At 73.2% G+C, this 14311-nt stretch carries 14 protein-coding genes; 6 read left to right on the top strand and 8 right to left on the bottom strand.

Translation table 11 applies throughout. From position 1 onward, the window contains the following. The first annotated feature begins 12 nt into the window (after positions 1 to 12). From AB0K34_RS15255 to AB0K34_RS15245, 3 genes are read left to right on the top strand one after another with little or no spacing between them, the layout of a single operon-like run. The gene (locus AB0K34_RS15255) at positions 13 to 528 is read left to right on the top strand and encodes a (2Fe-2S)-binding protein (protein ID WP_364549076.1); all 516 of its coding nucleotides are present in this window, start codon (positions 13 to 15) and stop codon (positions 526 to 528) included. After that, positions 525 to 1517: a xanthine dehydrogenase family protein subunit M gene (locus AB0K34_RS15250; RefSeq protein ID WP_364548920.1), complete on the top strand. Its 993-nt coding sequence runs from the start codon at positions 525 to 527 to the stop codon at positions 1515 to 1517. Before AB0K34_RS15255 ends, AB0K34_RS15250 begins: the two co-directional genes overlap by 4 nt. Continuing rightward, the gene (locus tag AB0K34_RS15245; RefSeq protein ID WP_364548917.1) at positions 1514 to 3763 is read left to right on the top strand and encodes a xanthine dehydrogenase family protein molybdopterin-binding subunit; all 2250 of its coding nucleotides are present in this window, start codon (positions 1514 to 1516) and stop codon (positions 3761 to 3763) included. Before AB0K34_RS15250 ends, AB0K34_RS15245 begins: the two co-directional genes overlap by 4 nt. Here the strand turns inward: AB0K34_RS15245 and AB0K34_RS15240 are convergent. From AB0K34_RS15240 to AB0K34_RS15230, 3 genes are read right to left on the bottom strand one after another with little or no spacing between them, the layout of a single operon-like run. After that, entirely contained in the window at positions 3760 to 4593 is an 834-nt protein-coding gene (locus tag AB0K34_RS15240) for an ABC transporter ATP-binding protein (protein WP_364548914.1), read from the bottom strand. The two genes, AB0K34_RS15245 and AB0K34_RS15240, sit on opposite strands and share 4 nt — an antisense overlap. After that, positions 4593 to 5363 (bottom strand): ABC transporter permease, encoded by a 771-nt coding sequence (locus AB0K34_RS15235; RefSeq protein ID WP_138635635.1) that lies wholly within the window; start codon positions 5361 to 5363, stop codon positions 4593 to 4595. Before AB0K34_RS15235 ends, AB0K34_RS15240 begins: the two co-directional genes overlap by 1 nt. Next, positions 5360 to 6202 (bottom strand): ABC transporter permease, encoded by an 843-nt coding sequence (locus tag AB0K34_RS15230; protein ID WP_301175097.1) that lies wholly within the window; start codon positions 6200 to 6202, stop codon positions 5360 to 5362. The genes AB0K34_RS15235 and AB0K34_RS15230 overlap by 4 nt, the downstream gene beginning before the upstream one ends. A gap of 252 nt (positions 6203 to 6454) precedes the next feature. Here AB0K34_RS15230 and AB0K34_RS15225 point away from each other — a divergent pair, with 252 nt between their 5' ends. Then, the gene (locus AB0K34_RS15225; RefSeq protein ID WP_171068914.1) at positions 6455 to 7159 is read left to right on the top strand and encodes an FCD domain-containing protein; all 705 of its coding nucleotides are present in this window, start codon (positions 6455 to 6457) and stop codon (positions 7157 to 7159) included. A gap of 88 nt (positions 7160 to 7247) precedes the next feature. Here the strand turns inward: AB0K34_RS15225 and AB0K34_RS15220 are convergent, their stop codons facing one another. Then, positions 7248 to 8870, bottom strand: a complete 1623-nt coding sequence (locus tag AB0K34_RS15220; RefSeq protein WP_364548909.1) for an amidohydrolase — start codon at positions 8868 to 8870, stop codon at positions 7248 to 7250. Positions 8871 to 8990: 120 nt separating this feature from the next. Here AB0K34_RS15220 and AB0K34_RS15215 point away from each other — a divergent pair, with 120 nt between their 5' ends. Beyond that, positions 8991 to 9977 carry an ABC transporter substrate-binding protein gene (locus AB0K34_RS15215; protein ID WP_138635639.1) on the top strand — a complete coding sequence of 329 codons (987 nt, stop codon included), beginning with the start codon at positions 8991 to 8993 and terminating at the stop codon, positions 9975 to 9977. Between the two features lie 67 nt (positions 9978 to 10044). Here the strand turns inward: AB0K34_RS15215 and AB0K34_RS15210 are convergent, their stop codons facing one another. From AB0K34_RS15210 to AB0K34_RS15195, 4 genes are read right to left on the bottom strand one after another with little or no spacing between them, the layout of a single operon-like run. Continuing rightward, entirely contained in the window at positions 10045 to 10806 is a 762-nt protein-coding gene (locus AB0K34_RS15210; protein ID WP_364548906.1) for a fumarylacetoacetate hydrolase family protein, read from the bottom strand. Beyond that, positions 10803 to 12020 carry a 4-hydroxybenzoate 3-monooxygenase gene (locus tag AB0K34_RS15205; protein WP_364548904.1) on the bottom strand — a complete coding sequence of 406 codons (1218 nt, stop codon included), beginning with the start codon at positions 12018 to 12020 and terminating at the stop codon, positions 10803 to 10805. The genes AB0K34_RS15210 and AB0K34_RS15205 overlap by 4 nt, the downstream gene beginning before the upstream one ends. Positions 12021 to 12066: 46 nt before the next feature. After that, entirely contained in the window at positions 12067 to 12585 is a 519-nt protein-coding gene (locus tag AB0K34_RS15200; protein WP_364548901.1) for a hypothetical protein, read from the bottom strand. Between the two features lie 19 nt (positions 12586 to 12604). Beyond that, positions 12605 to 13021, bottom strand: a complete 417-nt coding sequence (locus AB0K34_RS15195) for a RidA family protein (RefSeq protein WP_138635643.1) — start codon at positions 13019 to 13021, stop codon at positions 12605 to 12607. 212 nt (positions 13022 to 13233) lie between these two features. Here AB0K34_RS15195 and AB0K34_RS15190 point away from each other — a divergent pair, with 212 nt between their 5' ends. Further along, positions 13234 to 14307: an amidohydrolase family protein gene (locus tag AB0K34_RS15190; RefSeq protein ID WP_364548894.1), complete on the top strand. Its 1074-nt coding sequence runs from the start codon at positions 13234 to 13236 to the stop codon at positions 14305 to 14307. Positions 14308 to 14311: the final 4 nt, after the last annotated feature.

Raw genomic sequence — 14311 nt, 5'->3', positions numbered from 1 at the left:
GTCCCCATGGGGATGGACGTCGGGACACGGCCGCTGGAGCGCGGCCCGGAGGCGCGCGCGGTCGTTCTCACCGTCAACGGCCGGGAGCGGCCCGTGCGGATCGAACCCCGCGTGAGCCTGCTGGACGCGCTGCGCGAGCATCTCGGGCTGACCGGCTCGAAGAAGGGCTGCGACCAGGGCACGTGCGGCGCCTGCACGGTGTGGGTGGACGGCCGCCGCGTGCTGGCCTGCCTCACCCTCGCGATCGCCTGCGAAGGACGCGAGGTCACCACGATCGAGGGCCTGTCGGACGGCGACCGCCTGCACCCGATGCAGGAGGCGTTCATCGCCCGGGACGCGTTCCAGTGCGGCTACTGCACGCCGGGGCAGATCATGTCGGCGGTCGCGCTGCTGGAGGAGGGCCGCGCCGCCGACGACGGCGAGATCGCCGAATGGATGAGCGGCAACATCTGCCGGTGCACCGCCTACCCGAACATCCGGGCCGCGATCCGCGACGTCCGCGACGCGAAGGGCGGCGCGGGGCGGTGAGGGCGTTCGACTACGCGCGGGCGGACGGCGTGGACACGGCGATCGCGGCGGTCGGCGCCCACCCGGCCGGCGCGTTCCTCGCCGGCGGCACGACCGAGGTCGACCTGGTGCGCCAGAACGTCCTGCGCCCTGACCTGCTCGTCGACATCAACGACCTGCCCCTGGACCGCGTCGAGGACCTCCCCGACGGCGGGCTGCGCATCGGCGCGCTCGCGCGCATGAGCGGCGTCGCCCGCGCGGCCGGGGTGGTGGACAGGTTCCCGCTCATCGCGCAGTCGCTGCTGCTCGGCGCGTCCGCGCAGCTGCGGAACATGGCGTCGATGGGCGGCAACCTGTGCCAGCGGGTCCGGTGCGGCTACTACCGCGACGCCGTCTCGCCGTGCAACAAGCGGGAGCCCGGCAGCGGCTGCTCGGCCATCGGCGGCCTCCACCGCGGGCACGCGGTGCTCGGCACCAGCGACCTGTGCATCGCGACGCACCCGTCCGACGTGGCGGTGGCGCTGGTCGCCGTGGACGCGGTCGTCCGCACGCGCGGGCCGGGCGGCGAGCGGGGCATCCCGATCGACGACTTCTTCCTGCTCCCCGGGGACACCCCGCACCGGGAGCGTCCGCTGGAGCACGGGGAGCTGATCACGGCGATCGAGGTGCCGCCGGTCCCGACGGCCCGCCGGTCGGTGTACCTGAAGGTCCGCGACCGCGCGTCCTACGAGTTCGCGCTGGTCTCGGTCGCCGCGGCGGTGGACGTCCGGGACGGCGCCGTGGCCGAGGTGCGGCTGGCGCTCGGCGGGGTCGCGACCAAGCCGTGGCGGGCGCGGGCCGCCGAGCGGAGCCTGCTCGGCGGGCCCGCGACGCCCGGCGCCTTCGCCGAGGCCGCCGCGCGGGAACTGGCGTCGGCCGAGCCCCGGCCGCAGAACGCCTTCAAGGTCGAACTGGCGCGCCGGACGATCGTCCGGGCGCTGACGATGCTGACGAACGGGGATGACCGATGAGCGGATCCATCGGACGGGAGGTCCCGCGGGTCGACGGCCGGGAGAAGGTCACCGGCGCAGCGCGCTACTCGGGGGAGATCGCGCTGCCCGGCCTCGCGCACGCGCGGATCGTCGGCGCGCGGGTGGCGGCGGGGCGCGTCGCCTCGATCGACACGGCGGAGGCGGAGCGCGCCGCCGGGGTCGCCGCCGTGCTGACCAGGCACGACCTGCCCGAGGTCGCCAAGGTGCCGCTGGTGCCGTCCCTGATGGGCGGTCCGGCGCCCGGCGAGACGTTCTTCCCGATGCAGGACGACACGGTCCACTACGCGGGCCAGCCGGTCGCGATCGTCGTGGCCGACGGGCTGGAGCAGGCGCAGTACGCCGCGTCCCTCGTCCGGGTCGAGTACGCCGAGGCGCCGTCCGTCACCGTCGTCGAGCAGGGCCGCGCGGACGCCTACGAACCCGAGAAGATCTTCGGCGGCTTCATGCCCGCCCAGCTGCGGCGCGGCGACATAGAGGACGGGCTCGCGGCGGCCGACGCGCAGATCGACACGGTGTTCCGGTTCGCCGCCAACCACCACAACGCGCTGGAGCCCATGACCACCACCGCCGTGTGGGACGGCGACCGGTTGACCTTGTACGACTCGTGCCAGGGCATCAAGGCCGTGCAGCTGACGGTCGCCGCCCTGCTCGGCATGTCGCCGTCGAAGATCCGGGTGCTGACGCGGTTCGTGGGCGGCGCGTTCGGGTCCAAGGCGATGGTCTGGCCGCACGTGACCCTCGCCGCGCTGGCCGCCCGGCACGTCCGCCGGCCGGTCCGGCTCACGGTCACGCGCGAGCAGATGTTCACCTCCTGCGGGCACCGGGAGGAGCAGGAGCAGCACATCGTGCTCGGGGCGCGGCGCGACGGGACGCTCACCGCGATCCGGCACCACAAGATCTCCGTCACCTCGCCGTTCGACGACTGGGCCGAACCCGCGTTCGGCGCGTCGTCCCAGGTGTACGCCAGCCCCGCGTTCGAGGGCGTCCACCGGCTGGTGCGCGGCAACACGATGACGCCGACGTTCACCCGCGGGCCCGGCGAGTCCGCCGGGATGTTCAGCCTCGAATGCGCGATGGACGAACTCGCCTACGAACTCGGGATCGACCCGGTCGAGCTGCGGCTGCGCAACATCAGCGACGTCGACCCCAACACCGGCCACCCGTGGTCCAGCAGCGGGCTGGCCGACTGCCTGCGGCAAGGAGCGGAGCGGTTCGGCTGGGACGGCCGCGACCCCGCGCCCGGCGTCCGCCGCGAGGGCGACTGGCTGATCGGGACCGGCATGGCCACCGCCGCCTACCCGGTGGCGTTCTTCATGCGCACCCAGCGCGCCCGCGCCCGCCTGTACTCCGACGGCACCGCCGTGGTATCCACCGCCGCGCAGGAGTTCGGCACCGGGATGACGACCGTCCTCACCCAGGTCGCCGCCGACGGCCTCGGGGTCGGCCTCGCGGACGTGCGGCTGGAGTACGGCGACACCGACATGCCGACCGCCGGGTCACCCGTGGGCTCCAACGGCGCGATGATGGTGAGCGCCGCCGTGCACAACGCCGCCGTCGCCGTCCGCGACCAGATGATCGCCGCGGCCGTCGGCGACCCGGACTCGCCGCTGCACGGCGCCGACCCCGTCACCGTCACCGTCGCGGACGGGCGGATGACCGCCTCCGGCGGCGCCGAGACCTACCGCGACCTGATGGAGCGGCACCTCATGAACGACGCCGAGGCCATCGGCGGCTGGGACCCGCCGCCGCTGGACACCCCGTGGGGGCTGCTGACGTTCGGGGCCCAGTTCGCCGAGGTCGCGGTCGACGCCGACCTCGGGCTCGTCCGGGTGCGGCGCATGACCGCCGCGTTCGCGCCGGGCCGCGTCCTCAACCCCATGACGGCGCGCAGCCAGCTCATGGGCGGGATGCTCTGGGGGATGAGCCAGGCCCTGCTCGAAGGCACCCGCATGGACACCGGCCTCGGCCGCTGGGCCAACGCGAGCCTCGGCGACTACCTGGTGCCGGTCAACGCCGACGCGCCCGCCGTCGACATCGCGCTGATCGAGGTGGACGACCCGGTCACCGGCCCGCTCGGCGTCAAGGGCGTCGGCGAGATCGGGCAGGTCGGCTCGGGCGCCGCGGTCGCCAACGCCGTCTTCCACGCGACCGGCGTCCGCGTCCGCGACCGCCCGATCACCGCCGAGCACCTCCTCAACGGCCTGGCCGGCGCTCCGCGCCGCTAGGAGCCGTGGGCGCCGGCGCCCGCGTCCACCGGGTCGGGTGCGCCCTCCGGGTCGCCGAGCTGGCGCACCTCCCGGTAGACGCGCCCGCGCAGCCGGGCGAACTCCGGCAGCTCCTTCGTGCTGAGCTGGTCGCGGGGGCGCGGCAGGTCGACGTCGACGATGCCGCGGACCCGGGTGGGACGCGGGGTCAGCGCGATGACCCGGTCGGCCAGGTAGACGGCCTCGTCGATGTCGTGCGTCACGAAGACGACGGTGACGCCGTACTCGTGGCGGAGCTTGAGGGTCAGGTCCTCCAGGTCGGCGCGGGTCTGCGCGTCCAGCGAGGCGAACGGCTCGTCCATCAGCAGGATCTGCGGTTCGTACGCGAGGGCGCGCGCGATCGCCACGCGCTGCTGCATGCCGCCCGACAGCTGCCACGGGTACCGGCGGCCGGCGTCGGCGAGGCCGACGGCCGCGAGCGAGTCGCTGATCAGCGCCTGCCGCTTCTTGCGGTCCAGCCGCTTGCGCCGCAGCGGGAAGGCGATGTTCTCCTCGACCGACATCCACGGGAACAGCGACCTGCTGTAGTCCTGGAAGACGATCGCCATGTCCTCGGGGGTCCGGTCGATCGGCCTGCCCTCGACGCGGACCTCGCCGGTCGTGGCGGGCATCAGCCCGGACAGGCAGCGCAGCAGCGTCGTCTTGCCGCAGCCGGACGGGCCGACCACGCACACGAACTCGCTGCGCGCGACGGTGAAGCTGATCTCGTCGATCGCGTGCACCGCCTGGTCGCCGCCGCCGTAGACCTTGCCGAGGCCCTCGACCTCGAGCATCGGCGCTTCGTTGCTCATCAAGACGCTCCTTTTCGTGCCCCGTGGTGCCAGCGCAGCGCGCGGCGCTCGATGACGCCGAAGGCGAGATTGAACAGGTAGCCGAGGACCCCGAGCAGCACCATCCCCGACCACATCTCCGGGATCGCGAAGGTGCGCTGGGCCTCCAGGATGAAGTAGCCGATCCCGCGGGTGCTCGCGACCATCTCGCTGATCACCATCAGGATCAGCGACAGCGACAGCGCGACGCGCGCCCCCGCGAAGATCTGCGGCGCGGCGGCCGGCAGCACCACGCGCACCAGCCGGTCGCGGCGGCCGACGCGGTAGGCCCGCGCGCTGTCCAGCAGGCCGGGGTCCACGCCGCGCACCCCGTCGATGGTGTGCATCAGGATCGGGAACAGGCTGACCATCAGGATGATGAACACCTTCATCGACGTCCCGACGCCCAGCACGACGATGCCGAACGGGATCAGCGCGGGCGGCGGGATCGCCCGGACGAACTCGATGACCGGCGCCAGGGCCGTGCCGAGCTTGCGCACCAGGCCGATGAGGATGCCGAGCGGCACGCCGATGAGGATCGACAGCGCGAAGCCGGAGAACATGTTGGTCAGGCTCGGGACGACGTCCGAGCCGACCCGGTCGAACAGCCACGTCTCGCGGAACACCGAGAGGATCTGGGTCAGCGGCGGGTAGAAGATGTTGGCGCTGCCGGCCGACCACAGCCCCCAGCCGAGCAGGACGAGGACGGGCGCGGCGATCTGCACGCCGAGAAGCACTGCGCGGCGGCTCACTGGACGACCTCCTTGGCGCGCTGCGACGGGTGCCACCGGAGCAGCCGCCTCTCCAGCGCGACGAACACGAGATTGAGCAGCACGCCGAGCAGCCCGGTCGCGATGATCAGCGCGTACATGAGCCGGTACTGGCCGCCCGCCTGCGCGACGGTGATCGACTGGCCCAGCCCGGGCGACCCGATCACCAGCTCGGCGGTGACGCAGAGGATCAGCGCGGTCGTCGACGCCACGCGCAGCCCGGTGGCGATGTAGGGCACCGCGCTGGGCAGCACCACCGACAGCAGCCGGTCGTGCGGGCGCGCCCGGAACGCGCGCGCCGTTTCGAGGGCGACCGGTTCGACGTCGCGCATGCCGTAGATGGTGGCGATGAGGACCGGCCAGGCCGCGGCGAACGCGGCCAGGAAGACCTTGCTTTGCAGGCCGGTGCCGAGCACCAGGACGACGAGCGGGATCAGCGCGACCGACGGGATCGGACGCAGGAATTCGATGACGGCGTTGGTGGCCGCCCGCAGCAGGCTGTTCGAGCCGATGGCGACGCCGAGCAGCACCGCGACCGCCACGGCGATGCCGAAGCTGATCGCCCAGCCCTGCAGGGTGCGGCCGATCGCGGTCCACAGCTCGGTGCCCCCGGCCAGCCGGGCGAGTTCGCCGAGGTCGCTGGAGATGCGCGGGAACGTCCGTTCCGGCAGCAGCCCGGCGATCGTGGAGAGTTCGAGGACGGCCAGCGTCGCGGCGAGCCCCGCCGCGCCGAGCAGGCCGTCGGCGAGTCTCGGCGAGCGGGCGAGCCGCCGCCTCCTGCCGGGGACGACTGACGTCGACATGGTCGAGGTCCGGGTCAACGGAAGCTCCTTCCGGATACGGCCCCGCCGCGTCCGCAGCGGCGGAACGGCCGACCCTGGCCACACGCGGGGGACGTCGGGCACGTCGGGACACCGCGAACCGTTCGGGTGGCGGGGTGGCCACCGCGGGGCTTCCTTCAGCCCTATAATGACGGTATTAAGCATGATGATTATCTGTCAAGGCATGGCGGCACCCGCCCCGCCACCTCGCTGACCGGCCGCTATCCGACCGACGATCTGGAGAGCAACCCGATGAGTCGTCCCGACCACACCGACCGCACCGAGTGGCGGCTCTCGCGCGCCGAGGCCATCGCGCGGGAGATCGAGCGCAAGATCATCGACTCCGCGCTGCCCGACGGCAGCAGGCTCGGCACCAAGGAGGACGTCCGCCAGGAGTACGGCGTCGCGGTCGGGACCGTCAACGAGGCCGTCCGGCTGCTGGAGACGCGCGGGGTCGTCTCGGCGAAGCCCGGCCCGGGCGGCGGCCTGTTCACCCTGCGCGCCCCGAGCCACGTGCGCATCAACCACCTGATCCTCGGGCTGCGCGAGAACGGCGACACCAGCGCGAACTGCCTGGCGGTGCGCGACGCGCTGGAGGAGCCCATCCTGATGGACGCCGCCGCCCACCGCACCGACGAGGACCTCGCGGACCTCCGCGAGCTGCTGGACCGCATGGACGAGCAGCGCACCGACGCCGCCGCGTTCCTGCGCGCCAACTGGGCGGTGCACCGGCGGCTGGCCGACATCACCCCCAACCTGGTGCTGCGCGTCATCTACACCACGATGCTCGACATGATCGAGAACGAGATCGAGCACGTCAGCTCCGACGACCTCTTCACCGCCAGCAAGACCTTCCGCACGCACGTCGCGCTCGTCGACGCCGTCGAGTCGCAGGACCCGGCGCGGGTGCGCCGCGCGGTGCGCCGGCACACCCCGCCCAAGACGACCCTCAGCTGACCGGGGGCGGCCGCCCGGGCGCGCCGAGCCGCGTCCCCGGTCCCCCGGACGCGGCCCGGCGCGAGGCCGCGCCCGCGGGCCGTCCCGGCTAGGCGCGGTGGCGGATCCGGCCGTCGACCGCCGTGGCCAGCACCGGCAGGTCGCGCAACTCGTCGGACGGGCACCGGGTCGGGTCGGCGCCCAGCGCGACCCAGTCGGCGCGCATGCCGGGACGCAGCACGCCCACGGCGTGGTCGTTGAACGCGGCGTAGGCGGCGTCCGCCGTGTACATCCGCAGGGCCGCCGCCACGTCGAGCCGCTCGTCCGGGCCGAGCGGGCCGCCGGACGGCGGATGGTGGCGCGTCACCGCCTGCCAGATCCCGCGCAGCGGCTGGAACGGGGTGACCGGCGAGTCCGAGCCGCCGGCCAGCCGGACGCCCGCGCGGTGCCAGGTGGCCAGCGGGGTGGCGGCCGCCGCGGCCTCGGCGCCGAGCTGGGCGATGAGCCGGTCGGCGAACTGCTCCTGCATCGTCGGCTGCGTCGCGACGACCACGCCGAGCCGGCGGGCGTCGGCCATGTTGCGCTCCGACGGCGTCAGGTACGCGTGGATGGCCTGGCAGCGCAGCGGCTTCACCGGGGCCACCCGGTCGGCGTGGTCGAGCACCTCGAACAGCAGGTCGAGCGCCCCGCCGCCGACGGCGTGCACGCCGAGGGACCAGCCGTGCGCCACCAGCCCGGACGCGAGCGCGCGCATCGAGTCGGGGTCGAGCAGCAGCTGCCCGTGGTCGCCGCACCGTCCCGGCCAGGGCTCGCGCAGGTAGGCCGTCCCCAGCGAGCCGCCGCCGTCCAGGAACACCTTCACCGGGCCCAGGCGCAGCATGTCGTCGCCGAAGCCCGAGCCGACCCCGAGGCCCGACAGCCGCGCCACCTCGTCCTCGACGGAGGCGCCCGCGAGCTGCAGCGGCATCGCGGTCACCCGCAGCGGCAGCTCGCCGTCCGCGCGCATCCCCTGGTAGGTGGCGAGCTCCTCGGGGCGCAGCCCCGGCTCGATCACCGAGGTCAGCCCGGCGGCCAGGGCGCGCTCCGCCGCGGCGGCGACCGCGGCGCGGCGGGCCCGGTCGTCCTGCGGCGGCACGTGCCGCCGCACCAGCTCGATCGCGGGCGGCTCGACCAGCTCGCCGGTGAGGCGTCCGGCGGCGTCCCGGCCGAGGCGGCCGCCGGGCGGGTCGGGCGTGCCGTCGGCGAGGCCGGCCAGGGCCAGCGCGGCCGAGTTCGCCGCGCCCTGGTGGCCGCAGCGCAGGATCAGCACCGGGCGGTCGGGGCACGCGCGGTCGAGCTCGTCGCGGGTCGGCAGCCGCCGCTCGGCGACGTCCTCGACCTCCCACCCGTCCGCCGAGACGATCCAGGGCGCGGCGGGGTGGGCGTCGGCCCAGGCGCGGGTCGCCCGGAGGATGCCCTCGATGCTGCGCTCGCCCTCCAGGTCGAGCAGGACGTGCGCGAGGCCCGTCCACAGCAGGTGCATGTGCGTGTCGATCAGTCCCGGCAGCACGGTCGCGTCGCCCAGGTCCAGGACGGGCGCGTGCTCGCCGAGCGCCGCGCGCGCCTCGTCGAACGAGCCCGCGGCGACGACGCGCGCGCCGCGGACCGCGAGCGCCTCGCCGCGCGGCCGATCCGCGTCCATGGTGAGCACGCTCCGGGCCCGGACGATGTAGTCACCCTGAAGATTCCTCATAACGATTGTACGTTATCAGGGGGTCCCTCTCGGCGAACACCGTTGACCTTCCCCGCGTATTGATGATAATCGTTCGGGTTTAAGTGGCGGCAGACGCCGCTCCACTCAGAGGAGTGAGCCATGATGAGAACGATCCGACGGCGCCGACTCCGGGTGGTCGTCGCGGCGCTCGCCGTCGGCCTGGCCGCCGGCTGCGGCTCGGGGGGCACCTCGGCCGGCAAGAGCGACGCCGACGGCGTGACCACGGTGAAGGTGGGCCTGATCCCGATCACGGACGTCGCCCCGCTGTACCTCGGCGTCCAGAAGGGCTTCTTCAGCGCGCAGAAGCTCAAGGTCGAGCCGCAGCTGGCCGCGGGCGGCGCGGCGATCGTCCCGGCCGTCGTCAGCAACAGCAACCAGTTCGGCTTCTCCAACAACGTGTCGCTCATCATCGCCAAGAGCAAGGGCGTACCGCTGCAGGCCATCACGCCGGGCGTCGGCATCGCCCCCGGCAAGAACGAGGCCTGCCAGGTGCTGGTCCCGGCGAAGAGCCCGATCCGCGACGTCAAGGGCCTGGCCGGCAAGACCGTCGCGGTCAACACGCTCAACAACATCGGCGATGTCACGATCCGCGCCGCGCTGGAGAAGAAGGGCGTCGACCCGAGCTCGGTGAAGTTCACCGAGCTCGGCTTCCCCGACATGGTCACCGCGGTCGAGACGGGCCGCATCGACGCGGCCTGGGAGTGCGAGCCGTTCGTCACCTCGCTGCTGGAGCGCGGTGCCCGCACCATCCTCAACAACTACGCGGAGACCCACCCGAACCTGGCGATCGCCTCGTACTTCACGTCGACGGCCTACGCCAAGAGCAACCCCGACGTGGTGCGGCGGTTCGACGCGGCGGTGCGCCAGTCCCTGGAGTACGCCAACGCCCACCCCGAGGAGGCGCGCAAGATCATCCCGACCTACGCCAAGATCCCCGCGGACCAGGCCGCGCAGATCAAGATGGTCGACTGGCCGGCCGCCTTCCAGCGCGACTCGCTGGAGGAGCTGGTGCGCCTCACCCAGAAGTACAAGCTCATCGAGAAGCCGGTCACCCTGGACGACCTGATCCAGGAACCGAAGTCCTGACCCGAACCGAAGAAGGTGGGCCGGATCCGATCGGATCCGGCCCACCTTTTCGCGTTGCCTACGGCGTTTAGCTCACGGTGCCGGTCGCGGACACGGTGCCGAGCCCCTCGACGTGCACCTCGACGCGGCCCGGGGTGAAGGGCGCCGCGGCGGTGGCGCCGCCGGCGAGGACGACGTCCCCGGCGCGCAGCGCCATGCCCTGCCGGCGGGCGATCTCCAGCAGCGCGGGCAGCGCCCGGTCCGGATGCCCGAGGATCGCCGCGGTGGAGCCCGTCTCGACGACGGCGCCGCCGACGGAGAGCCGGACGGCGAGATCGCCCAGGTCCGCGCCGAGCGGCCGCCAGGGGCCGACGACGAACCCGGCGGACGAGGCGTTGTCGGCGATCACGTCCGGCAGGCTGAACCGGAAGTCGCGGTAGCGCGAATCGATGATCTCCAGCGCGGGCGCGACCGCGTCCACGGGGATCTCCTCGTCGTCCGGGGCGACGTCGCGGGCGATCCGGTAGGCGATCTCCGGCTCGACGCGCGGATGGATGAAGCGCCCCAGCGCCACCTCGCCGCCGTCGGCGACGCGCATGGCGTCGGTGAGCCGTCCGACGATCACCTCGGAGACGCCCATCTGCGCCATCTTCGCCTTGCTGGTGAAGCCGAGCTTGAGCCCGGCCGGGCGCTCGCCCCGGCCGAGCCGGCGGGCGATCACCGCGTCCTGCACGGCGTACGCGTCGGCGGGCGTGAGCCCGGCGGGGAGCTGCTCGACCGCGGTCGCGGTGTGCTGCGCGGCGTCCAGCCGCTCCGCCGCCCGGTCGAGGATGTCGGTCCCGGTGGTCATGTATCGGCCCTTTCGGGGGCGCGCCGGTGGATGCGTCCGACCGCCGGGTACCCCACGTAGTTCTCGCAGAAGTCCTTCATCGCCGCCTCGGACGTGCAGACGTGCTTCAGCTCGGCGTGCTGCAGCCGCCACTCCATCGGGCTGCTCGGGTCGTGGTGCAGCAGCGACGTCATGGAGCGGGAGAACTGCTGCGCGCGCCACACGCCGCGGAGCGCGTCGTCGGAGTAGCGGTCGAGCGCCGCGCGGTCACCGGACTCGTACCAGGTGCACAGCGCGTCGGCGAGCAGCCGGACGTCCGCCGCGGCGAGGTTGAGGCCCTTCGCCGCGGTCGGCGGGACGATGTGCGCGGCGTCCCCCGCCAGGAACAGCCGCCCGTACTGCATCGGCTCCACCACGAAGCTCCGCATCGCGGTGATGCCCTTCTTGGTGACGGCGCCTTCGGCGAGCTCCCAGCCGTCGTCGGTGCCGAGCCGGGTCCGCAGCTCGCTCCAGATCCGCTCCTCCGGCCATGCGGCCAGGTCCTCGTCCGGCTTCACCTGCAGGTAGAAGCGGCTGACCTCGGGCGACCGCATGCTGTGCAGCGCGAAGCCGCGCTCGTGGCAGGCGTAGATGAGCTCGAAGGTGGACGGCGGGACGTCCGCCAGCACGCCGAGCCACGCGAACGGGTACTCGTGCTCGTACTCGGTCAGCACGCCGGCCGGGACCGACGCCCGCGACACCCCGTGGAAGCCGTCGCAGCCCGCGATGAAGTCGCAGGCCAGCACGTGCTCGGAGCCGTCCGCGGCCCGGTAGCGGACCTTCGGCTCGGCACCGTCGACGTCCTCCAGGCGCACGTCGTCGACGTCGAACTCCAGCGGGAGGCCGGAGGCGACCCGCGCCTCGATCGCGTCGCGGACGATCTCCTGCTGGCTGTACATGACGGCGGTGCAGCCGCCGGTCAGCTCGGCCATCGGGATCTGGTACCGCTGCCGGTCGAAGCGCATCTCGAACCGGTGGTGGACGGCCGCCTCCCGGTGCATGCGCTCCGCCAGGCCCAGCTCGTCCAGGAGCAGGGCGGTGCGGTGCTCCAGCATCCCCGCCCGGATCCTGCCCTCCACGTAGGCCCGGGTCCGGTGCTCCAGGATCACCGCGTCGACCCCGGCGAGTTCCAGCATCCGCCCGAGGAGGAGGCCGGCCGGGCCGGCTCCGATGATGGCGACCTGTGTTCGTTCCATGGTGGACTCTCTCTGCGGCCGGTCACCGCCGGTAACCGAGGGGGGTTCAGTAGGGCTGCAGGACTTCGCCGCAGCTCTTGCAGGTGCGGGCCTCCACGTCGTCGAAGAAGCGCTGGTAGGCCTCGCCGACCGGGTCCGTCGAGTAGTCGGCGATGTGGCACGACTCCTCGTGCAGGAACTCCCCGCAGCCCTGGCAGAACCACTGGAACCGGTCCAGTTCGCCGGGGCGGCGGAGCCGCTCGATGACGATGATGAAGGCGTCGGGGTCGAACCGGGGCGAGTGCGGCAGCCGGGACGGGGTGAAGATCGCCGACCCCTCCGGGATCACGTCGATCACCTCGGTGCCGTCGGGCTGCCGGCTGTGCAGCCGCAGCTCGCCCCGGATCGTGTACATGACCTCGTCGCTCGGGTTGAGGTGGAACTCGCTGCGGTACTCGCGGCCGCGCGCGACGAAGGCGAGGGACTCGCTCTCCTGCCACAGCACCTCGACGCGCCTGCCGCTCTCGCCGAGGCGCTCGGCGATCGCGTCGAGGTCGACGACCGGCATGCGGTACGGCTGGCTCATGGTCGCTCCCATCCGGGGGTCAGTCCGCCTCGACGACGGCCGCCACGCACTCCACCTCGACGCGCACGCCGGCGCGGTGCGGCGGGGCGTTCACCGTCGTGCGGGCCGGGAAGCTCTCGCAGTCGGCGAAGAACTCCCGGTACGCCTGGTTGAACTCGGGGAACTGCGCGGCGTCGCGCAGGTAGCAGTTGCACTTGAGGATCGAGTCCTTGGTGCCGCCCGCGGCCTCCACGACCGCGAGCAGGTTGGTGAGCGTCTGGCGCACCTGCTCGGCGATGTCGTCGGAGACGATCTCGCGCGTCGCGGGGTCCAGCGGCCCCGTCCCGGAGCAGAAGATGAGGCCGCCGTGCACGATCGCCTGCGACAGCGGCGGGACGGTACCGGCGGAGAAGCCGACCTTGGGCGCGTTGGGGGAACTGACCGAGATCTTCGACATGGCACTCCTCGCTCGACTCGTCGTCCGGCCGGCGGAGACGGTCCGGGGGCTACCTCGCCCCTCGCTTCGGCGCGACTCTAACCACCATATTCGTTAGAGTCAATGATCCTTCTTGACCGCACCGCCTCTGACCTGGCCCACCATCCGGATGATTGTCAGCTTCGACATAATCCATCATAATGGTTATCTGAAAACTAGGGTCGGAGGAAGGCATGACACCGAGTCACGACCGGGCCGCGTCCGAGCCCCCCGCCGGGGCGGACGGGCCGGCGACCGTCGACGTCCACGCGCACGCGCTGCCCATGCCGCTGCTCCGGTACCTCGCCGACCGCGGCCTCGCCGACCTGTCCGAGGTCGGCGCGGGCGTGCTCCTGCTGGACCCGGCCGTCTCCGGCGTCCCCAAGGGCGCCCGCATCCCGCTGCCCGCCGACCAGTACGACGTCCCCCGCCGCCTCACCGCGCTGGACGCGGCCGGCATCGACCTGCAGCTGGTCTCGGCGCCGCCGTTCGTGTTCGGGTCGGACTCGGACGACGGCGAGCTCGTCATGGCCGTCACCCGCCGGTCCAACGACGCGCTCGCCGAGTACGCGGCGGCGGGCGGGGGGCGGCTCGCGGCGCTCGGCACGGTGCCGGTCGGCCTGCCCGGCGCGGCGGCGGAGGCGGCCCGCTGCCTGGACGAACTCGGCATGGCCGGACTCGCGATGGGCACCTACGGCGGCGGCCGCGAACTCGACGACCCCGTCAACGAGGACGTGTGGGCCCTCATGACCGAGCGCCGGGCCTTCGGCCTGGTGCATCCCAGCCGCGCCTCGGCCCCCGCCCGGCTCCGCGACTTCTACCTGGTGCAGCTGCTCGGCTATCCGGCGGAGACGGCGCTCGCCGCCGCCCGCCTCATCTTCGGCGGCGTGCTGGACCGGCACGACCCGGTGCTGTGCCTCGTGCACGGCGGCGGCTGCCTTCCCGCGCTGGCGCCCCGGCTGGCCCTCGGCTGGGAGCGCAAGAAGGAGGCGCGGACCGTCCCGCGGTCGCCGCGCGAGTACCTGCGCCGGCTGTACTTCGACACCGCCGTCTTCGACGGCACCGCGCTCCGCCGCCTCATCGAGGACGTCGGGCACGAGCGGGTCCTGCTCGGCACGGACCTGCCGTTCGACCTCGCCGACGTGGACGCGGTCGCCGCGATCCGGCGGCTGGCCCTGGACCCGGCGGCCGAGCGCGCCGTCCTCGCCGGCAACGCGACGCGGCTGATCCCCTCCGTGCGGCCGGACTCCTCCGCGCGGCGGCCCTGACCCA

Origin of the sequence: Actinomadura sp. NPDC049382, from assembly GCF_040677125.1 — a bacterium.
GTDB classification, from domain to species: Bacteria; Actinomycetota; Actinomycetes; order Streptosporangiales; family Streptosporangiaceae; genus Spirillospora; species Spirillospora geliboluensis.
This window is presented reverse-complemented; position numbering and strand designations above follow the sequence as displayed.

What these genes read in the sequence shown, in the direction of transcription:
- AB0K34_RS15255 (WP_364549076.1), top strand. Translation starts at nt 13, where the DNA reads ATGGACGTCGGGACACGGCCGCTGGAGCGCGGCCCGGAGGCGCGCGCG.
- AB0K34_RS15245 (WP_364548917.1), top strand. Translation starts at nt 1,514, where the DNA reads ATGAGCGGATCCATCGGACGGGAGGTCCCGCGGGTCGACGGCCGGGAG.
- AB0K34_RS15240 (WP_364548914.1), bottom strand. Translation starts at nt 4,593, where the DNA reads ATGAGCAACGAAGCGCCGATGCTCGAGGTCGAGGGCCTCGGCAAGGTC.
- AB0K34_RS15225 (WP_171068914.1), top strand. Translation starts at nt 6,455, where the DNA reads ATGAGTCGTCCCGACCACACCGACCGCACCGAGTGGCGGCTCTCGCGC.
- AB0K34_RS15220 (WP_364548909.1), bottom strand. Translation starts at nt 8,870, where the DNA reads ATGAGGAATCTTCAGGGTGACTACATCGTCCGGGCCCGGAGCGTGCTC.
- AB0K34_RS15215 (WP_138635639.1), top strand. Translation starts at nt 8,991, where the DNA reads ATGATGAGAACGATCCGACGGCGCCGACTCCGGGTGGTCGTCGCGGCG.
- AB0K34_RS15210 (WP_364548906.1), bottom strand. Translation starts at nt 10,806, where the DNA reads ATGACCACCGGGACCGACATCCTCGACCGGGCGGCGGAGCGGCTGGAC.
- AB0K34_RS15205 (WP_364548904.1), bottom strand. Translation starts at nt 12,020, where the DNA reads ATGGAACGAACACAGGTCGCCATCATCGGAGCCGGCCCGGCCGGCCTC.
- AB0K34_RS15200 (WP_364548901.1), bottom strand. Translation starts at nt 12,585, where the DNA reads ATGAGCCAGCCGTACCGCATGCCGGTCGTCGACCTCGACGCGATCGCC.
- AB0K34_RS15195 (WP_138635643.1), bottom strand. Translation starts at nt 13,021, where the DNA reads ATGTCGAAGATCTCGGTCAGTTCCCCCAACGCGCCCAAGGTCGGCTTC.
- AB0K34_RS15190 (WP_364548894.1), top strand. Translation starts at nt 13,234, where the DNA reads ATGACACCGAGTCACGACCGGGCCGCGTCCGAGCCCCCCGCCGGGGCG.